Below are 19108 nucleotides of genomic sequence, written 5' to 3'. Positions count from 1 at the left end.
CAAACAGTAAGTATGAAGCAGATCAGCATTTTAGCAGTTGTAACAGCATTTTTATTCATCGGGTTTCAGGCCGATGCGCAAAAAGTTTTTGCCACCCGTAATGGCAGAATTACATTCGAATCGCCTACTGATGGTGATGTTAAAGCCGTAAATAACGAAGTAACCAGCAGGATTGCCGATAATGGCCAGCTCACTTTCAGCTTGCTGATGAAAGGTTTTAAATTCAAGCTGGCAGAAATGCAGGAGCACTTTAACGATCAGTATGCCGAAAGTACCAAGTTTCCCAGGGCAGATTTCAAGGGAAATATCGTTAACCTGAAAGAAGTAAACTTTACAAAAGACGGCAGTTATAAAGTAAGTGTAAAAGGAGATCTTACCATGCATGGTGTTACTAAAAATGTAACAGTGAATGGTGTTGTAGAAATAAAGGCTGGCAAACCCACTGCTCGTGGCTCTTTTGTGATTTCACTTAAAGATTTCAAAATCGACGCATCCTCTGTTACTGAGAAAGTAGATGTTGAGGTAAGCTGTCAATACCAGTAATCATTTCATCCATATAAAACACCTGTATGAAGACCCTGCTAAAAAGGTCACTGGCAGTATTATGCCTGATCTGTACCCATTTTTTTGCCCATGCACAGCAAGTAGACCTGTTTAAAATGCAGGACAGTGCAAGTGCCGCAGAAGACAAGAACAAAACAGAACGCACACTGAATACGTTCTATTCCACCCGCCTTGTTACCACCCAAACAGTTGAAATTACGGGAAAAGGCAGTATGGATTTTCGCATCAACCACCGATTTGCCCCACTGAACCAGGGCTTTTATAACCTGTTTGGATTGGACTTTGTGTCGGCACGTATAGGTTTCGATTTTGGTTTATCAGATAACCTGATGATCGGTATTGGCAGAACAGGTACCAACAAAGAAGGCGATGGCTTTTTAAAATACCGGATACTGCGTCAGCAATCAGGTACGAAAAACGTTCCGGTCACCATTTCCCTATTAGGTGCTATGGCCTATCGTGGCGTTCGTTATGCTGATCCCACACTCAATGTAAAAACCAAAGACAGGATGTATTATACCGCTCAGTTAATGGTGGCCCGTAAATTCAATGAACATACTTCTCTGCAGATATCTCCTACTTATACCCGGTATAACAGAAAGTTATTTTTAACCGGGGGCGCACAGGATCTTTTCTCCATAGGCTTCCTCGCCCGTCAAAAAGTGAGTAAACGGGTAAGTATCAATGCCGAATACTTTGTGCAGACACAGCGTTTTGATGGCACTTACAATCCTCTTTCCATCGGTGTAGACATACAAACGGGTGGCCACGTATTCCAGTTGCATTTTACCAATTCTATCGGTATGAATGAGCATACCTTTATTCATGAAACTTTTGGCTCATGGGGTAAAGGCGATATCAGGTATGGCTTCAACATTTCCCGCATTTTCACACTGGGCGGAAAGAAAAACAAGTAATTACTATTCTCCTTGTAAAAAACCCCTGATCTGATAATCAGGGGTTTTTTATTGGTTTTTATTTATCTTTGTATTCTACACAGGCGGATTTGTTTATTGTTCGGCCTGTCATCCCGATTGTATCGGGACAAAATCGAACTAATAAACGTACACGAGACCTATAGTCATATTCTCCTTACGTTTTTTAGTCCGGTAACATATTATTATGGCAGTTAAGTTTTGCCCTAAATAAAAGAATATGAGTATTCGGAAAGAACTGGAAAAAAGGATTTTAGTGATTGATGGGGCCATGGGTACCATGATCCAGCGTCATAAACTTACAGAGGCTGATTATCGCGGTGAACGTTTTAAAGACTGGCATTGCGATGTAAAAGGCAATAATGACCTTTTATGCATTACGCAACCCAACATCATTAAAGGCATTCATAAACAATACCTGGCTGCGGGGGCTGATATTATTGAAACCAATACTTTCAGCAGTACCACCATTGCCATGGCAGACTATGATATGCAATCGCTGGCTTATGAATTAAATGTGGCTGCAGCCAGATGCGCCAAAGATGCTGTTACTGAATTTATGGCCGAAAACCCCGGTGCCACATCGAAATATGTAGCCGGTGCTATCGGACCACTGAATAAAACACTAAGCCTTTCACCGGATGTTAACAATCCCGGATTCAGGGCTGTTACATTTGATGAAGTAGTTACGGCTTATAAAGAACAGATTAAGGGTTTGGTAGATGGTGGTGTTGATATTTTACTGATTGAAACCATTTTCGATACACTCAATGCAAAAGGTGCCATTTTTGCGGCCAAGCAATTTTTCAGAGAAACAGGTATTCCCGAACTACCGATTATGATCAGCGGTACCATTACCGATGCATCTGGCAGAACACTCAGCGGACAAACACTGGAAGCTTTTTATACTTCAGTGATGCATGCTGAGCCGTTAAGTATAGGTTTAAACTGTGCATTAGGAGCTGCCGAAATGCGTGCGCATATTGAAGAACTGAGCCAGATCGCAGCCTGTTACACATCGGCCTATCCCAATGCCGGTTTACCCAATGCCATGGGTGAATATGATGAAGCACCACATCAAACAGCACATTTCATAGAAGAATGGGCAAAACAAGGCTTTGTAAATATTGTTGGAGGTTGCTGCGGAACAACACCCGATCATATCAAACATATTGCCGATCACGTTAAAACAATTACTCCAAGACAGCTTCCCCTTGTGGAAACCGTTTTGGCTTAATGCAAGACTTATACATGAGCGAGACCATTACTATCAAGCCTTATCTCAGGTTATCAGGACTCGAACCACTGGTGGTTCGTCCGGAAACCAATTTTGTAAATGTTGGAGAACGTACCAATGTTACCGGATCCAAAAAATTCTCACGACTCATCCGTGAGAATAAATATGAAGAAGCTTTATCAGTGGCACGTCAGCAGGTGGAAAGCGGCGCACAGGTGTTGGATATAAACATGGATGATGCGCTGCTAGACGGCGTAAAAGCCATGACCATTTTCCTGAACCTGCTGCAAAGTGAGCCTGATATCGCCAGGATTCCGATTATGATCGACAGTTCCAAGTTTGAGATCATTGAAGCCGGACTTAAATGTGTACAGGGTAAATGCATTGTGAACTCTATCTCCATGAAAGAAGGAGAAGAGAAATTTATTGAGCAGGCTTTTATCTGCAAAGCCTTTGGTGCTGCCGTTATTGTAATGGCATTTGATGAAGTTGGACAAGCCGATACGAAAGAAAGGAAGATTGAAATCTGCCATCGCGCCTATAAAATTCTTACTGAAAAAGTAGGTTTCCCTCCACAGGACATCATTTTCGATCCGAATATTTTCGCTGTTGCCACCGGTATTGAGGAGCATAACAACTATGCAGTAGATTTTATCGAAGCTACCCGTGAAATTAAAAGACTGATGCCACTCACCAAAGTAAGTGGTGGTGTATCAAATGTATCTTTTTCATTCAGGGGTAACGATCATGTGAGAGAAGCCATTCACTCTGTATTCCTGTTTCATGCTATCAAGGCAGGCATGGATATGGGAATTGTAAATGCAGGTCAGCTCGTAGTATATGATGAAATAGAGCCCACCTTGCGTCAGCTTTGTGAAGATGTACTGCTGAACAAAAACAATGACAATAACGAAGCCACTGAAAAACTTATCGCTTTTGCGGAAACAGTTAAAGCAAAGGGCAAAGTAGAAGTAAAAGATGAAGCATGGCGCAATGAACCAGTTGAAAAACGTCTGGCACATTCCCTTATCAATGGCATCACAGATTATATTGAAGCAGATACAGAAGAAGCCCGTTTAAAATATCCTAAACCACTCGATGTAATCGAGGGCCCATTAATGGATGGCATGAACATAGTGGGCGATCTATTTGGTGCAGGCAAGATGTTTTTACCACAGGTAGTGAAAAGTGCACGTGTAATGAAGAAAAGCGTAGCTGTTCTTACGCCTTATATAGAAGCTGAAAAAGAAGAAAGAAGAAAAGCCAGTCTTGCATCCGGAACCGCTAATACAGAAGCAGCTGGTGCTGCAAAAATTTTACTGGCCACCGTAAAAGGTGATGTTCATGATATTGGTAAAAATATTGTCGGTGTAGTACTGGGCTGTAACGGATATGATATTGTTGACCTGGGTGTAATGGTGCCTGCCGACAAAATTCTGGATGCAGCGCAAAAAGAAAATGCAGATATCATTGGCTTAAGTGGTCTTATTACCCCTTCTCTGGATGAGATGGTGCATATTGCCAAAGAGATGAAGCGTAGAAATATGACACAACCGCTTTTAATAGGTGGTGCTACCACATCCCGTATGCATACCGCCGTTAAAATTGCTCCCGAATACCAGCATGGTGTAGTGCATGTATTAGACGCCTCCAGAAGTGTTACCGTAGCAGGTTCGCTGTTAAATAAAGAACAGAAAGTCTCTTTCCTGAAAGCGACGGAAGAAGAATACATTAAACTGAAAGAAGGTTTCGATAACAAAAAAAGCATCAAACAATACCTGCCTTACCAGGAAGCACTGCAACATAAGGCTGCCATTGACTGGGCCGGATTCAATGCTACCCAACCGCAGTTTACAGGTACCAAAGTATTTGCTGATGTGGACCTGAGTGAACTAAGACCCTATATAGACTGGAAACCCTTTTTTATTGCATGGGAAATGCATGGTAATTTCCCCGATATACTTACAGATACTATTGTTGGAAAGGAAGCTACCAAATTATACAACGATGCCAACGCTTTACTGGATAAAATCGTAGCTGAAAAATGGCTCACAGCCAAAGGAACCATTGGTTTCTGGGAAGCCGCCAGTGAAGATGATGATGTAAGCGTAAATGCCGGAAACACTATTATCACTTTATCTTTCCTTCGCCAACAGATTAAAAAAGCACCGGGCCAGCCGAATTTATCACTGGCAGATTTTATTGCCCCTAAAACCAGTGGTAAAAAGGATTTTATAGGCGCTTTTGCTGTAACCATTCATGGTATAGATACACATATCAAAAACTTTGAAGCCAATCACGACGACTACAATAAAATCATGTTGCAGGCATTAGCCGATCGCTTAGCTGAAGCATTTGCAGAATACCTGCACCTGAAAACCAGAAAAGAATATTGGGGTTACGACACAACAGAGAGTCTTAGTAATGATGAGTTGATCAAAGAAAAATACGTAGGTATTCGCCCGGCACCCGGTTATCCTGCCTGTCCGGATCACACAGAAAAACACAAGCTGTTTGCACTGTTACAGGCCACTGAAACTATTGGTATTGAACTAACAGAAAGTCTGGCTATGTATCCTGCATCTTCCGTTTGTGGCTGGTATTTTTCACATCCGCAAAGCCAGTACTACGGCGTAGGCAAAATTCAACGCGATCAACTGGAAGACTATGCCAGAAGAAAGAATATGCCACTCGCCGAAGCAGAAAGATGGTTAAGTCCGGTATTAGAATAAGGAATAAAAAATAAGGAACATGAAATAAGAAATTAGAAAATTGGTAACGACTATACTTCCTGATTTGTTATTTCATATTCCTTATTTTTCTGTTTCTCACCTTTTTTCAAACAACCACCACAACCGTCTTCTCGGTTTTACTGTATAATTTTTCCGAACATAGGTCTGTATGTAGTTCATAGCTTCATCGATATCATCAGTGAGAAAAATGAGTTTTTTATCTTCCTCAGAAATGGTACCACGTTTTGCCATTTCATCAATACTATCTAACAGGGGCTGGAAATAATCTTTGCCATACAGAACAATCGGAAAATCGTTAATCACTTTTGTTTGCGCAAGTGTTAGTGTTTCAAAAAACTCATCCATGGTACCAAAACCACCTGGCATTATTACAAAAGCATAGGAATATTTCACCAACAATACTTTCCGGATAAAGAAATAATCGAAAGTGATCCATTTATGCATAAATGGATTAGGGTACTGTTCAAAAGGTAATTTGATATTACAACCCACAGACTGTCCTCCGTTTTCATAGGCACCTTTATTGGCAGCTTCCATGATACCGGGTCCGCCACCAGTCATGGTGGTAAATCCCAGTGCAGCAATACGTTTACCAAATTCAACAGCTGCCTGATAATATGGGTGATTTTCTTTAAATCGCGCAGAACCAAATACAGTAATACAAGGACCCACGAAGTGCAGGGTACGGAACCCTTTTATAAACTGCCGGAAAATCTGCCACGCAAATGATAATTCATTAATCCTGGGTTTGGGGCCATCCAAATAAACCGATTCCTGAGCAGGAATGAATCTTTCTGTTTTCTCCATTTCGTATTAAATTGATAAAAAATTCAAATTAGCATAAAATTTGCTGCTAATTGGAAAGCTAACCATACTTAACAATTTTATGAGAAAATTCAGCCTCTTTATTATATCCATCTTCTGTTTATTGTCTGCTACTGCACAGCAAAATGTAATACTCGAACAGGTGAGAACCTTTTCAATGATGGGGCCTATGATGAGTTACTTCTCAATGGCTGATACAAGATCGGTTTTTATAAAGCAATTAAATGAGCAGTTACTCGCCAAAAAGAATGCAAGCATCAACGATACAGCTTTACGTATCCTTCCAATAGAAAACCTAAAGCTGAATGCAAATACCAGCATTTATTTTACTAATGCCGATACTTCAACCCTGCATTTGTACATCGACATTTATGAATATGATCCATATACATTTTATTCCAGTCAACCACAGTACCTGTCAGATTCACTAGTATTCAGGCGAGCCAAATCAATTCTTCAGCTAGGTGTTTTATTTGTGAACCACCAGAAAAAAATCTTATCAAATGACGTTCTTACCATTTGTGTAAGTACCGGAAACGGTAATGGTTTTGGCATTATTCCCACCAATCTTGCTGCCACACCAAAAGGCTTTACTGATATACTGAATCTGGGTATCGGTCGTTTGCTGGATGAGCAGAATATGACTGATATGATTGAAATAAAAGCACCTCCGCCTTTTTATGCAGATAATTTTATTCTGCCGGAAATCAGCAAGTATCCTATCATTCAAACAAAAACACAGAAGGATATTTTTTCGTATCAACGCCATAGTGAATCTGAAATGCTAAGGTTCGGGGATCATTTTTATGAAGAATTAATAGCAAAAGGGAAAAATAAAAATATAGGTGAGAATACCCCTATTGCCAATGTAATCAATGCAACAGGAAACCAGAATAAATCTGATTTTGTTCAGTTGAGACAAGAGTGTCGCGATGTTATCAGAGATAAAAACTATACACTAAAATTGATAACCGAAATAAATCCGGATTTCAATTTTCTTAGTCAGGCAGATGTGTTTACTCAATTTTTGCCAGGTCCTGTACACGTACTATTAAAAGACAATGATACCATTGCACGTTTCAGTATCCATAAAAATATAGGTGTGCCTGAGAAAAAGATCTTTTTAAACAAGATAAGTAATGGTTACGACAGTAGTTCTGTTATCACTATCGAAGGAATTTCTACACCCAGAAATATTTTACTTGAATACCAGATAAAAGGATTCCTCGGAAATCAGGCATTTGTAATTCACTGTGCCGACAGGAACAGTTTAAAACTAATCAGATTGGATGAAAAAGAAATTGCTATAGCAAAAGGAAAGTATTTACCTGAGCGGATTGCTATTTTTGATGCATCTTTAGAAACTGAAAAACTGAATCAATTATTAATGATCGCTTTTTGCAGGTTTTACCCATAAAAATCAGTACATGCGCATAATATCATACAACGTTAATGGCATACGTGCTGCCATGAAAAAAGGCTTTACAGACTGGCTGGCAAGCGATCCTGCAGATATTATCTGTTTACAGGAAACCAAGGCCAACAAAGAAGATGCAGATGTTGCTGCCATAGAAAAATTAGGTTACCATACTTTCTGGTTCTCTGCACAGAAGAAGGGCTATAGTGGTGTGGCTATTTTTACTAAAATAAAACCCGACAATGTTTTGTATGGCAATGGTATTGAGCAAAGCGATGCCGAAGGGAGGGTAATACGTGCCGACTTTGGAGATCTCACACTCATCAATGCGTATTTTCCGTCTGGTACCAGTGGAGATGAGCGACAGACCTATAAATACCAATGGCTGGATGAATTTTTCAATTATTTACAACAACTCCGGAAAACACGAAAGAAACTCATTGTTACGGGGGATTACAATATCGCACATACTGAAATAGATATCCATGATCCGAAAGGCAATAAGAAATCATCCGGTTTTTTACCGGAAGAAAGGGCCTGGATGGATCAGTTTCTTGCCAGTAAATGGACAGACACTTTCCGTTATGCAAATCCTGATGCAAAAGGGGCTTATTCATGGTGGAGCCAGCGTTTCCCTTCCGTAAGGCTGCAAAATAAGGGCTGGCGTATTGATTATATCAGTATTACCGATAACCTGAACGACAAGTTAAAGGCCGCTGCTATCTATCCGGATGTAAAACACAGCGATCATTGTCCGATCTTTTTGGAACTAACCACCTGATCAGTGTAAGCAAATTATATCCCTATGTATATCTATAATGTTACCATTCAGCTTGCCTGGCCCATTCATGATCATTGGGTAGCATGGATGAAAGACAAACACATACCCGAAGTAATGCAGACAGGATGCTTTTCCGATTTCAGGTTTGTAAGGGTACTCGAAGTTGATGAAACGGAAGGGCCTACCTATGCTACGCAGTATATGGCACCTACCCGTGAAGATTACGATCGTTATATCCGCGATTTTGCAGCCGCTCTCCGGCAGGATGCCTTTAATGAATGGGGCGACCAGTTTGCTGGTTTTCGGTCATTAATGCAGGTTGTGAATTGAGTGTGGATAGTTTTGCAAATTCATTTTGGTAATGCAAAAACTTCGCTATATTGCTCTGAAACCCGCTTTGGCAGCGAGTTTCAGCGAGTTTCGCCTGAAACCATTGAAAATAAAGGGTTTCAGCGAAATACATCGTTGAAACATCATATTTTATTTTCAGAAAAATCGGCTGAAATCCTTTGGGGAATTGGGTTTTATGTATTCACAAAAAGAAGGTAAAGTTTGAAAAATATTTTGCTGTTTGCTAAAAGCCAATAAATTTGTTTCTCTTATTAAAATACATCTAAAAACACATCTATGAACAAAGCTGAATTGATCGCACAACTCGCAGAAGATGCAGGTATTACAAAAACACAAGCTAACGCTGCTCTGGATTCTTTTGTTGATACAGTAACCAAAACCCTGAAAAAAGGTGACAAAGTTACCCTGGTAGGTTTCGGTACTTTCTCTGTATCTAAGCGTGCTGCACGTACAGGTCGTAACCCTCAGACTGGTGAGACTATCAAAATCAAAGCTAAAAAAGTTGCCCGCTTCAAAGCTGGTAAAGAGCTGAGCGCTAAGATCTAATCTGGCGAAAAAAAGAATTGAACCCCGCTTTCGCGGGGTTTTTCTATTTTTGCCCCTCACTATTATTCATTTAATAAATAACTGTACCATGGGTAGAGGAGATAAAAAAACCGCAAAAGGTAAAAGATTCAAAGGTTCTTTCGGCAAAAGCCGCCCCGCCAACGCAAAAGCAACTGCTGTAAAAGCAAAAAAGGCTGCCGCGAAAGCCAATTAATGATGGCAGATGTCAGATCTCAGATGCCAGATATCAATTTATATCTGACATCTGAGATCTGACGTCCTACATCCTACATTTTCTTCCTTGCTATTTCCTCCAGCGCAAATACCAGCTTATCAAGATCGGAGGGTTTGGTATATACATGTGGTGTTACACGCACACAGCTGATATTTTCCCATACAATTCCTACAGTATGAATTTTATAGGTATTGAATAGCGCCTGATCAAGTTGTGCAGGAGTCATACCTTCTACCGAAACACCACAGATAGCGCAGGCATATGCTGGTTTAAAGGATGTGTGGATTTTTACACCGGGAATTTCTCTTGCCTTTCCGGCCCAATAATTTTTCAGGTAACGGATACGTTCTTCTTTTCTTTTAGCACCTATAGCATTGTGAAAATTCAATGCCTCACCTATTCCCTGTTCAATGGGAAAACTCCGGGTTCCCAGGGTCTCAAACTTTCGGATATCATTGCCTCTAGGCTTATCATTACATACCAGGGGCCATATCTTTTCAATTTTTTCTTTTTTTATCCATAACATACCACTGCCAATCGGGGCACTTAGAAATTTGTGCAGGCTGGTTCCAAAATAATCACATTCCAGATCCGGTATTGCAAAATCAAGAAGACCAAAAGAATGTGCACCGTCTACAATTACTTCAATACCCCTTTTATGAGCCATCTGTGCAATTTTCTTAACTGGCAGGATTTGTCCGATCCAGTTAATGATATGTGTGAGGTGCAGAATTTTTGTTTGGGGTGTAATGGCTTTTTCAAATGCAGCTACAATGGCCTCATCATTTTCTATCGGAAAATCAAAATTGATCTGTGTATATACAATCCCTTCCCGTAAAGCCCTTTGTCGCCAGGCTTGAATCATATTGGGATAATCCTGTTTGGTACCAATCACTTCATCACCCGCTTTCAGGTCCAGCCCAAAAATAACCGTATTCAATGCTTCCGTAGCATTTCGGTTTATGGCTATCTCCTCTGGTGAGCAGCCAGCCAGTGTGGCCAGCTTATACCTGAGTGGTTCGCGACCCTGATCAAGTATCCGCCACATATAATAAGAAGGGCCTTCGTTCGATAATTTATTAAAACGCTCCACAGCTTCCTGTACAATTCTTGGTGAAGGGCTTACACCTCCATTGTTCAGGTTAATCAGATTAGGGTTCACCGTATAACCTTGTTGAATCACACTCCAGTAATCCTCATCTGCCGCCGTAAGCTCCGGGGCAATGGAAGCCACTCTTTTCTGCGCAGCCTCCCATTCAGCGGCATGCGCCTGTTCAAAAAGACTGTTTGCTGAAAATGCGCCCGCCAGCAAACCCATCTTTTGTAGAAACTGTCTGCGTTGTTGCATAGCATATTGTTGAACAAGAAAGATAAGAAAAACAGAGGAACAAAGAAATAAGGAATATGAAACGAGAAAGTGAAAGTGAAATATGCCCTTCCTGATTCCTTATTCCATGTTTCTTATTTCTCTGTTTTATAATCTTATCTTTGTAAAAACTTTTTGGGTATGAAGCAGGTATGTAAGATGATGATTTGTGGAGCTTTGTTACTGCTGATAAGTCAATTCGCAGATGCTCAGTGTTCTATCTGTACCAAAACTGCTTCTCAGTTAGGTGAAGGGCCCGCCAAAGCATTAAACTCCGCGATTATTTACCTGGCAGGTGCTCCTCTTGCCATTATGGGCTATATTGGCTGGAGATGGTGGAAGAAAGAAAAAGAAGTGACATCTTTCGAAAATAATTAATAAATATTTATTTATTCTTTCGCAAGTAATAACATGCCCAATCGCCTTCATTGATTTTATTCAATTTTTTTGCTTCATTTCGAAAAGCCCTAATTTGTGATTTACTAAAATAATCTGGATACAAGCCTTTATTATAATCTTCCAGTGGTATATTATTTTTGTACAATTCACTTCCATAAAACTGGAACTGGTTAGCATCACGAAATTTATCCATGATTTTTAGTCCGGTTTTTTTAGCTAAAATTTCAATGCTTTTATCGGTATGAAGATAATAATGTCTTGGAGGATCTAGATTCACCCAGTTTTCATGGTACTTTTTATAAGAAAAAGAATCAGCAACCGGAATCCTTATCAAGGCAAACCCATTATCAGTGAGTGTATTGAAAAGATGTTTGAAAATTTCTTCAGGATTATCCATGTGCTCAAAAGAATGATGAAACATGACACAATCAAATTTTTCATCAATAGTCGTAAATGCTTTTTTAAAAATGGTGACACCACTCTCATATTGAATATTTGCATTTATAAAAGGATCTGCTCCAGTAAGATATTTGAAACCCCCTCTCTTCATTTCCAGCAATAATTTTCCTGAGCCAGAGCCTACATCCAATATTTTATGGTTTAGATCAAAGTAGTCTTTTTTCATCCAGAGAGGTGGCTTACTGCTGAAAGCAGCAAGTAAAAACCCAATGATCGTTTTTTTTCCATAATAATATTGAAACACTTTACCCTTCCGCCAATCTTTAAAAGAAAAAGAATCACTTTTATTTTGTGTATATGAATAATAATCAGAAGGATAATATTTTCCAATATTTGATGGTATCTCGCTAATCTGAACTGTTCCACACAATACACATTCGATATATGTGAAAGTATCTCTAAATCCAAACATCATTTCCCGAGTAGAAAATACGCTGTTATTATCTTCATTATGACATATTCTACATTTCATCTGTTTCATTACCTGATAATAATTATTTCTTCTAAAAGTATTGCTATCTGCCGAAAGCAAAAAGAAAACTATGTTTCAACTCAGAGATAAGAGGAAGTTTTCGTTTCTTGTATGCATACAATACTTTTCTATACTTCAATAAAAAAAGAAACAGACCTAAGCTCCAACCCCTTTCCAGCCTTTGCTTCCAATAATATTCAAGTTTTTGAAAAAACAATACATCTTCCCTTTTCATCCCTTTTATTGCAGAAAAAGCTGCCAGGTGTTTAACCAGCATTTGCCTGAATTGCTTTCGCAATGCTTTTTCTGATAAGTGCTGAATTGTTACATTCTGATCATGTGCCCTTTGATACACCAGTATTTCAGGTAAAAACTGTACCGATCCATTACACATAGCCACCACGGCCAGCCACCAGTCGTAATACACATCCGCAGGTATAGGTAATGCTTTATCCAGTAATGATTTACGTAAGAGCATAGCGTGACCACTGATCGTATTGAAGATACCAATACATTTAGGGTCATCGCCTTCCAGTTTGCGGTTCTTTTTATTGGGAAGGGGATTTTGAGGTAGCTTATCTGTAAAACGAATAGAGTCGCAATAAATCAATGGTACATCCGTCCGCCATGCCGCCATCATTTTTTCGATTTTTGCGGGATGCCAGTAATCATCCTGATCGGCAATAGCAATGATATCTGCTGCTGCCATACGCAATGCTTTCTCAAAATTGGCGGAAAAGCCCAGATTGACAGGATTACGATACAACCTGATTCGGTGATCAGCTTCCGCCATTGATGCGATAATGCCACAGGTGTCATCCGTAGAAGCATCATCTACCACAATAAGTTCCATGATAGCATAAGTCTGGCCAAGTATAGACAGCACCTGTTCTTTTATAAAACGCGCCCCGTTATAACTACATAAAACCACTGAAATAGGCAGTATCATGAACTCTTTTTACTTTTATCGCATCGCATGGCTGTAAATATAGAAAAACATAAGGGCAACACTCATCCGGAAGCGGTATTTTCTATCATGATACCCAGCTGGAACAATCTGGCTTACCTGCAACTCTGTATCAACAGTATCAGGAAGCATTCTGCTTTTCAGCATGAAATCATTGTACATATCAATGAAGGGAAGGACGGTTCTTTAGACTGGGTAAAAGCCCAGCCGGATATCAGTTATTCTTACAGTTCAGAAAATGTAGGTGTTTGCTATGCACTCAATAGCTGCAGAACACTGGCACAAACAGACTACCTCCTGTATATCAATGACGACATGTATGTTTGTCCCGACTGGGATACTCCCTTACTGAAAGAAATACAGGCAATCGGCCATAAATATTTTTTCCTGTCTTCTACAGCCATCGAAATAAAAGCACAAAGCAGCTGTTCCATCGAAAAAAATTTCGGCACTTCCATAGATTCATTTCAGGAGGAGAAATTACTTCAGCAGTTTTCGGCTATTCCTTTTCAGGACTGGCAGGGAGCTACCTGGCCACCCAATGTAGTACATAAAGACATCTGGGACCTCGCCGGAGGTTATAGTATAGAGTTCAGCCCGGGTATGTATTCCGATCCCGACTTTTCCATGAAACTCTGGCAATTGGGGGTACGTTTATTTAAAGGGATCGAAAAAAGCAGGGTTTATCATTTTGGATCCATTTCCGTTAAACGCGTAAAACGCAACAAGGGCTATTATACTTTTATTGCAAAATGGGGCATTACTTCTGGTACATTATCAAAGTATTATCTGCGAAGAGGTGAAAAATTCGACGGACCACTGGTACAAAAACAAATACCGGCAACTGTTCAGTTAAAAAATCTTTTTAAACGTTGTTGGAATGCATTGGTTCAGCATCATTAAGCATCTATCTTAAAAAACATCTTAACGCAAAAGAGTATCTGCATCAGTACTGATTTTTTTTTGTAGGCAAGGAAAATATTTCTGTAACGGAAAAAACAGATCATTCTTTTCCAACGGCTTTTGAGATCGCTTCTTTGATACGTTTCCGAAAGCAGTCTTAACACTTCTTTTTGTTCAGTTAAGCCTTCAGGGCACTTTTCATATAACAGTTGCATTCTCCTTTGGGCGGTAAGTATTTTTTCGGCTCTTGTTGGTTTTTGTTTTTTCGACTGCTGCGTATTGGCACCTATGGCATTGCTTGCGTGTTGTCTGTAATGCACCAACACCTCATTCACATAGAAAATACCCCCATTACAGGAAGCTACGAAACCCAGCCAAAAATCGTGCGTTACCAAGGCTGGAAATGGTTTGCATTGATCAACCAGGGCTTTCCGGAATAACATGGCATGACCAGGCGCCCAGGCACCGATTGTGTACATCAGGCAGTTATTGTAAGTAAGTTGATTTTTGAGGTCTGACATTTTTTTATTCAAAGACATTCCGTTCTTATCCACCAGCATTGAATCGCTGTATACGGCAATATGATCCTCAATATTAGACGCTAAAGTTTCCAGTTTATGTGGCAGCCAGATATCATCCTGATCACTTAAGGCAATATATGGACAGGTGGCTTGTAGCATTCCCTTTTCAAAGCTTCTGATATAACCCACATTGTAGTCATTTACTAACAAGCGAAAACGATCGTCGGTTGCATATTCTTTCAGAATAGCAAGTGTTGTATCCGTTGAACCATCATCAACGATGATAATTTCTTTGGGTGAAACCGTTTGCAGGAGAATACTATCTAATTGTTGTCGCAGGTATCGCTCACCATTAAAAGTGGCCATTACTACTGAAATATCGGTTTGATGAGGAAGCATAAAGTAGTAATGATTATTTTGTATAGGATTGGATAAATCCAAAAAGATTGAATGCTTCCTTTTTTCTGAGTGCTGCGATCTTTTCCTTCAATAATTCTTTATCAATATCATTCATTCGATATTGCTGAATCAGTTTCCATGCTCTCTCTGTAAGCAACCAGTCTTTTCTTTCTGAATGATGTGTTGCTGACTGGTGTTGTTCTATGGCATTGGCCAGTTCAGGTATACCGGTTTTATGAGTAGCCACTGTTTTGATAACGGGTATTTCTGTTTTTGTCTGGTAAAACGCAGGAGCCAGCATCATCCGGAGGTTTTTTACAAAGAGGTCTGCTTCTGGCCGGTCACTTTTATTTACCACAAAAATATCAGCAATCTCCATAAGGCCTGCTTTCATGGTCTGTACTTCATCTCCAGCCTCGGGAACTACTACCACAACCGTTGTATCGGCCAGACCAGCAATTTCAATTTCACTTTGCCCTACCCCAACTGTTTCTACAATAATATGATCAAACCCTGTCGCCTGCATAAGTGCGGTAATATCAATGATATGAGGATGTAGTCCACCCAAAGCCCCACGTGTTGCGAGCGATCTGATAAAAACATTCGGATGATTGTACCATTCACTCATTCTGATCCTGTCGCCCAGTACCGCCCCCAGATTAAAGGGTGAAGAGGGGTCTACACAAAGCACACCTACTTTTTTTTCTTTTGAAACCCATTCATGAATCAGGGCATCTACCAATGTACTTTTCCCTGCACCGGGAGGACCCGTAATGCCCGTTATAGATGCATTTCCTGCAGGTAATTGAGACAGGAAGTTTTCATACCCGGGTACTTCATTTTCCACGTATGAAATACTACGCGCCAGTGCTCTTTGATCCTGTTGTATGATACCTGTTAATAATTGCTGCCACATAATGCGATGCTAAGCGTAAATTTAATTCTTGTTACTGCAAAACAAAGTAATTGCATCCAGAGATTCATAGAATACTATTGATAACATGAAAAAAGAATGGTTCATTACGGGGTTGTTTATTGTTTCACTGGCAGGATTACTGTGGGGCAGGGCGATTTTATCTATATCGATGGGAATATGGCTTTTTTTTTCACTCTGGCACTTCCGATTATGGATACACAACTGGTACAAGAATCCTGTCATTCTCTGGGGCATTACACCTGTTATACTGGGTCTGCTTGGCATATGGCAATCTCCTGATAATGCAGCAGGCTGGGATCATCTGCTTACTTTAACAACATATCCGGTGCTGGCCTTAAGCGCAGTCTGTATCACATCGATCGAGCCCCGGATATTCAGAACATTAAGCTATTGCTGGATCCTGGCAGCACTACTGGCTGTTTTGTATCCATTAGGCTGGTATATATTCAATAGTCAGTATGCACTTGAAAGGTATAGCAGCGGACAATCGTTGCCTGTTTTCATGGATAATGACCATGTGCGGTTCTCTATTTTTTTATCGGGTGCTGTGCTGCTTGCCTGGTTCAACAGGAATAGGCACAAGTGGTTGTTGCCTGTCTGTATTTTTTTATTACTCTGCATTATTTTCTTATCGGCCCGCACAGGATGGATGCTTGTTTTACTGATGGGACTCATCGTTTCCATTCAGACTTTCAGTAATCAACAGGATCGAAAAAAGGGGATTATCATATTCTTCGCATTGCTAAGTATCTGCATTGCAGCCTGGTTATTCTTTCCGACTGTGCAACACAAAATGGGGTACAGCTTCTATGACTGGAAACAATATGTACCTGGCAAATACGATCCTACACTTTCAGACAATACAAGGTATGCAGTGAATAAAGCGGCCTGGTATGCCATAATATCAGGGCAACAGAATATAGGTTGGGCACATATTCCCAATACCCTGCAAAATTATTTCGGTCAGTTGTTCCCCACCTATACAACCGGTTTTGGCTGGCCTTTTAATCAATGGTTGTTTTGGTGGATGGGCAGTGGCTGGTGGGGTATGTTATTATTCACTATCTGGTTATTCTTTCCGGCCTATCTCGGCTGGCGAAAGAAAAATATGGCAGCCATCTGTTGGACCTTTGCCATTGCAGCATCCTGTCTGGTAGAATGCAATCTTGGATACCAGTATGGAGTTTGGTTGCATGGGTGGATAATAATTAGACAATTTGTCCCGCACAAAGCGGGATGAAAATTTGAAAATGATATCAGGTGCTGGATTTGTTTACAAACATCATCTCTTATGCATAAAATTGGCTCGTAATCATTACACAATTTGTCCTGCAAAAAAGGAATAAAAACTTGAAAATAGAAGAAGTTTGGGTTGACAATTGGCTTTTTATTTTCAAATTTTCTCAGCCTCAGGCTGATCAAATTATCTTATAATTTCTGAAATCAAACAACCGTATTCCGGTCTTCTTTTCAAAATAGTAGAGTAGTTTATCTTTCAGGGAAAATTTCTTTTTACTGATATCGAGTTCTGTTTTCCAGTTCTGACGTGCTATTCTCTCTTGCATCACTGCAGGATGTGTGCCCGTAAATTTCTGTAGTGAGTCAAATTCATCATAATTCCAGAAGTCGGGGGCTTTCATCATATCTTCCAGGGCCTGATCGGAATGCCAGAGTTTGCTGAAATTTTTCATTTTTTTCATCATCTGTTCCGGGCTTTTTACCCAACCATAGTGGTATACATAAGCATCTACCGGTTTTACTTTTAACTGCTGCTTACCCACCCTGAAACCCTGTGCGTCTTTATATGAACTAATTTTTTTATCATTTCGGATAACCCTTACTTCATGATCGTACCATTTACGGCTGTCGCCCACATAATCATACGTACCATAAAAATGGAGATATTTGAAAACAAGTCCCTGCACACGTTTATCATCTTTATATTGCAAACAGGTTTCTCTGATAGTTTGATGGTATTTTTCATGCACCGCTTCATCACCCTGAATATAAAATGCCCAGTCGCTATCCGGGTCTATCAGTTGAAAAGCCTTATTGGTTTCTACCGCCAGCACTGAGCCACCGGTACGCAGTGAAGCATCCCATACCGAATGATGGATTTTTATTTTAGGATCATTGATTGACTGCATGAGTCCGAGAGTATCGTCGTCTGAGTTACCTACCAGGATAATCATTTCATCCACAACAGGAAGTATGGACCGGACTGCTTCCACAATCGGATAATCATTGATAACAGCATTTCGGATAATGGTGAATCCCGATATTTTCATACGACAAAGTAAGTATGAAAAAGCATACAGGACACAGATCAACTTTTCTCTTCCCAATTTGTTCATCCCTTTTATTTACTTCTTAGTACTATTGCTTTTTATTATGACCAATTTTATTCCCATTTTCCCTTTAGGTATTGTTGTATTTCCGGGCGAGCAGGTGAACCTGCACATTTTTGAACCCCGTTATAAACAGCTTATTCATGATTGTTATGGGGAGCAGAAACCGTTCGGCATTCCTATTGTGATCAACAACGCTGTGGCAGAAATGGGTACACTGGTTCATGTTACCGAGATTGCGGAAGTACATGCTGATGGTAAAATGGATATCCGGACCCGTGGCGAAAAGGTCTTTAGGATACTTGAACTGATCAAATCCATTCCGGATAAATTGTATAGTGGTGCCATAGTTCATTATCCCGAAAACAATGAAAAACAACAGCCACAGATTGTGGAACAGATTCTAACCGGTATCAGGGAGTTACACAGGTTTATCGGTGTAACCAAAGATTTTAAAAAACCAGATGATAGCCTGTGTAGTTATGATCTGGCCCATCATGCAGGCCTTTCTCTGCAGGAAGAATATGAATTTTTAAGTCTGTTACATGAATTACAAAGGCTGGAATATTTGAAAAGACATCTTACAAGGATATTACCGGTGGTATCCGGCATAGAATCGTTAAAGGAAAGAATCCAGTTAAATGGTCATTTCCGGGAACTGAAAGGCTTTAACTTTAACGCATAACTAAGGGG

At 40.1% G+C, this 19108-nt stretch carries 20 protein-coding genes; 13 read left to right on the top strand and 7 right to left on the bottom strand.

The window, feature by feature from the left end; translation table 11 throughout:
• The first annotated feature begins 12 nt into the window (after positions 1 to 12).
• From BC659_RS08385 to metH, 4 genes are all read left to right on the top strand, one after another.
• Entirely contained in the window at positions 13 to 543 is a 531-nt protein-coding gene (locus BC659_RS08385) for a YceI family protein (protein WP_133474267.1), read from the top strand.
• Between the two features lie 26 nt (positions 544 to 569).
• Positions 570 to 1481, top strand: coding sequence for a DUF5777 family beta-barrel protein (locus BC659_RS08380; protein ID WP_133474266.1), 912 nt, complete (start codon positions 570 to 572; stop codon positions 1479 to 1481).
• Positions 1482 to 1719: 238 nt separating this feature from the next.
• Positions 1720 to 2736: a homocysteine S-methyltransferase family protein gene (locus BC659_RS08375; protein WP_133474265.1), complete on the top strand. Its 1017-nt coding sequence runs from the start codon at positions 1720 to 1722 to the stop codon at positions 2734 to 2736.
• Between the two features lie 14 nt (positions 2737 to 2750).
• Entirely contained in the window at positions 2751 to 5468 is a 2718-nt protein-coding gene (gene metH, locus BC659_RS08370) for a methionine synthase (protein WP_133474264.1), read from the top strand.
• Between the two features lie 96 nt (positions 5469 to 5564).
• Here the strand turns inward: metH and BC659_RS08365 are convergent, their stop codons facing one another.
• Positions 5565 to 6296, bottom strand: coding sequence for an LOG family protein (locus BC659_RS08365; protein ID WP_133474263.1), 732 nt, complete (start codon positions 6294 to 6296; stop codon positions 5565 to 5567).
• A 79-nt stretch (positions 6297 to 6375) separates the two neighbouring features.
• On the opposite strand from BC659_RS08365, the gene BC659_RS08360 reads away from it, so the two are divergent.
• From BC659_RS08360 to BC659_RS08340, 5 genes are all read left to right on the top strand, one after another.
• Positions 6376 to 7731: a hypothetical protein gene (locus tag BC659_RS08360; protein ID WP_133474262.1), complete on the top strand. Its 1356-nt coding sequence runs from the start codon at positions 6376 to 6378 to the stop codon at positions 7729 to 7731.
• A gap of 10 nt (positions 7732 to 7741) precedes the next feature.
• Positions 7742 to 8512, top strand: a complete 771-nt coding sequence (locus BC659_RS08355; RefSeq protein ID WP_133474261.1) for an exodeoxyribonuclease III — start codon at positions 7742 to 7744, stop codon at positions 8510 to 8512.
• Positions 8513 to 8536: 24 nt separating this feature from the next.
• A complete protein-coding gene (locus BC659_RS08350) occupies positions 8537 to 8842 on the top strand; it encodes a DUF4286 family protein (protein ID WP_133474260.1) in 306 nt (101 codons plus the stop codon).
• Positions 8843 to 9139: 297 nt separating this feature from the next.
• Positions 9140 to 9409, top strand: a complete 270-nt coding sequence (locus BC659_RS08345) for an HU family DNA-binding protein (RefSeq protein WP_133474259.1) — start codon at positions 9140 to 9142, stop codon at positions 9407 to 9409.
• A gap of 88 nt (positions 9410 to 9497) precedes the next feature.
• Entirely contained in the window at positions 9498 to 9623 is a 126-nt protein-coding gene (locus BC659_RS08340; RefSeq protein ID WP_133474258.1) for a 30S ribosomal protein THX, read from the top strand.
• 73 nt (positions 9624 to 9696) lie between these two features.
• On the opposite strand, the gene BC659_RS08335 is transcribed toward BC659_RS08340, so the two are convergent.
• Positions 9697 to 10992, bottom strand: a complete 1296-nt coding sequence (locus BC659_RS08335; protein WP_133474257.1) for an aminotransferase class V-fold PLP-dependent enzyme — start codon at positions 10990 to 10992, stop codon at positions 9697 to 9699.
• A gap of 159 nt (positions 10993 to 11151) precedes the next feature.
• Between BC659_RS08335 and BC659_RS08330 the strand changes: the two genes are divergently transcribed.
• A complete protein-coding gene (locus tag BC659_RS08330; protein ID WP_133474256.1) occupies positions 11152 to 11388 on the top strand; it encodes a hypothetical protein in 237 nt (78 codons plus the stop codon).
• 7 nt (positions 11389 to 11395) lie between these two features.
• Here BC659_RS08330 and BC659_RS08325 read toward each other — a convergent pair whose 3' ends face one another.
• Positions 11396 to 12349, bottom strand: a complete 954-nt coding sequence (locus BC659_RS08325) for a class I SAM-dependent methyltransferase (RefSeq protein WP_133474255.1) — start codon at positions 12347 to 12349, stop codon at positions 11396 to 11398.
• Between the two features lie 34 nt (positions 12350 to 12383).
• The gene (locus BC659_RS08320; protein WP_133474254.1) at positions 12384 to 13289 is read right to left on the bottom strand and encodes a glycosyltransferase; all 906 of its coding nucleotides are present in this window, start codon (positions 13287 to 13289) and stop codon (positions 12384 to 12386) included.
• 27 nt (positions 13290 to 13316) lie between these two features.
• On the opposite strand from BC659_RS08320, the gene BC659_RS08315 reads away from it, so the two are divergent.
• On the top strand, positions 13317 to 14210 hold the full coding sequence (locus BC659_RS08315; protein ID WP_133474253.1) for a glycosyltransferase family 2 protein: 894 nt from the start codon (positions 13317 to 13319) through the stop codon (positions 14208 to 14210).
• Here BC659_RS08315 and BC659_RS08310 read toward each other — a convergent pair.
• Both BC659_RS08310 and meaB read right to left on the bottom strand, forming a co-directional pair.
• Positions 14207 to 15130 carry a glycosyltransferase family 2 protein gene (locus tag BC659_RS08310; protein ID WP_133474252.1) on the bottom strand — a complete coding sequence of 308 codons (924 nt, stop codon included), beginning with the start codon at positions 15128 to 15130 and terminating at the stop codon, positions 14207 to 14209. The two genes, BC659_RS08315 and BC659_RS08310, sit on opposite strands and share 4 nt — an antisense overlap.
• Before the next feature lie 13 nt (positions 15131 to 15143).
• Entirely contained in the window at positions 15144 to 16046 is a 903-nt protein-coding gene (meaB, locus tag BC659_RS08305; RefSeq protein WP_133474251.1) for a methylmalonyl Co-A mutase-associated GTPase MeaB, read from the bottom strand.
• Positions 16047 to 16131: 85 nt separating this feature from the next.
• Here meaB and BC659_RS08300 point away from each other — a divergent pair, with 85 nt between their 5' ends.
• Positions 16132 to 17307 (top strand): O-antigen ligase family protein, encoded by a 1176-nt coding sequence (locus BC659_RS08300; RefSeq protein ID WP_133474250.1) that lies wholly within the window; start codon positions 16132 to 16134, stop codon positions 17305 to 17307.
• A 178-nt stretch (positions 17308 to 17485) separates the two neighbouring features.
• On the opposite strand, the gene BC659_RS08295 is transcribed toward BC659_RS08300, so the two are convergent.
• Complete coding sequence (locus BC659_RS08295) at positions 17486 to 18355, bottom strand: glycosyltransferase family protein (protein ID WP_133474249.1); 870 nt, start codon at positions 18353 to 18355, stop codon at positions 17486 to 17488.
• Positions 18356 to 18458: 103 nt separating this feature from the next.
• Between BC659_RS08295 and BC659_RS08290 the strand changes: the two genes are divergently transcribed.
• The gene (locus tag BC659_RS08290; RefSeq protein ID WP_133474248.1) at positions 18459 to 19100 is read left to right on the top strand and encodes an LON peptidase substrate-binding domain-containing protein; all 642 of its coding nucleotides are present in this window, start codon (positions 18459 to 18461) and stop codon (positions 19098 to 19100) included.
• Positions 19101 to 19108 lie beyond the last annotated feature (8 nt).

It is taken from the genome of Sediminibacterium goheungense, assembly GCF_004361915.1.
In the GTDB taxonomy this organism is placed as follows: domain Bacteria; phylum Bacteroidota; class Bacteroidia; order Chitinophagales; family Chitinophagaceae; genus Sediminibacterium; species Sediminibacterium goheungense.
The sequence above is the reverse complement of the archived record's forward strand: the minus strand, read 5'-3'. Positions and strand labels throughout refer to the sequence as shown.

Coding starts and splice junctions, on each gene's coding strand:
- BC659_RS08335 (WP_133474257.1), bottom strand. CDS start 10,992: ATGCAACAACGCAGACAGTTTCTACAAAAGATGGGTTTGCTGGCGGGC.
- BC659_RS08320 (WP_133474254.1), bottom strand. CDS start 13,289: ATGATACTGCCTATTTCAGTGGTTTTATGTAGTTATAACGGGGCGCGT.
- BC659_RS08340 (WP_133474258.1), top strand. CDS start 9,498: ATGGGTAGAGGAGATAAAAAAACCGCAAAAGGTAAAAGATTCAAAGGT.
- BC659_RS08310 (WP_133474252.1), bottom strand. CDS start 15,130: ATGCTTCCTCATCAAACCGATATTTCAGTAGTAATGGCCACTTTTAAT.
- BC659_RS08300 (WP_133474250.1), top strand. CDS start 16,132: ATGAAAAAAGAATGGTTCATTACGGGGTTGTTTATTGTTTCACTGGCA.
- BC659_RS08385 (WP_133474267.1), top strand. CDS start 13: ATGAAGCAGATCAGCATTTTAGCAGTTGTAACAGCATTTTTATTCATC.
- metH (WP_133474264.1), top strand. CDS start 2,751: ATGAGCGAGACCATTACTATCAAGCCTTATCTCAGGTTATCAGGACTC.
- BC659_RS08325 (WP_133474255.1), bottom strand. CDS start 12,349: ATGAAACAGATGAAATGTAGAATATGTCATAATGAAGATAATAACAGC.
- BC659_RS08380 (WP_133474266.1), top strand. CDS start 570: ATGAAGACCCTGCTAAAAAGGTCACTGGCAGTATTATGCCTGATCTGT.
- BC659_RS08350 (WP_133474260.1), top strand. CDS start 8,537: ATGTATATCTATAATGTTACCATTCAGCTTGCCTGGCCCATTCATGAT.
- BC659_RS08360 (WP_133474262.1), top strand. CDS start 6,376: ATGAGAAAATTCAGCCTCTTTATTATATCCATCTTCTGTTTATTGTCT.
- BC659_RS08330 (WP_133474256.1), top strand. CDS start 11,152: ATGAAGCAGGTATGTAAGATGATGATTTGTGGAGCTTTGTTACTGCTG.
- BC659_RS08345 (WP_133474259.1), top strand. CDS start 9,140: ATGAACAAAGCTGAATTGATCGCACAACTCGCAGAAGATGCAGGTATT.
- BC659_RS08295 (WP_133474249.1), bottom strand. CDS start 18,355: ATGAAAATATCGGGATTCACCATTATCCGAAATGCTGTTATCAATGAT.
- BC659_RS08375 (WP_133474265.1), top strand. CDS start 1,720: ATGAGTATTCGGAAAGAACTGGAAAAAAGGATTTTAGTGATTGATGGG.
- meaB (WP_133474251.1), bottom strand. CDS start 16,046: ATGTGGCAGCAATTATTAACAGGTATCATACAACAGGATCAAAGAGCA.
- BC659_RS08355 (WP_133474261.1), top strand. CDS start 7,742: ATGCGCATAATATCATACAACGTTAATGGCATACGTGCTGCCATGAAA.
- BC659_RS08290 (WP_133474248.1), top strand. CDS start 18,459: ATGACCAATTTTATTCCCATTTTCCCTTTAGGTATTGTTGTATTTCCG.
- BC659_RS08365 (WP_133474263.1), bottom strand. CDS start 6,296: ATGGAGAAAACAGAAAGATTCATTCCTGCTCAGGAATCGGTTTATTTG.
- BC659_RS08315 (WP_133474253.1), top strand. CDS start 13,317: ATGGCTGTAAATATAGAAAAACATAAGGGCAACACTCATCCGGAAGCG.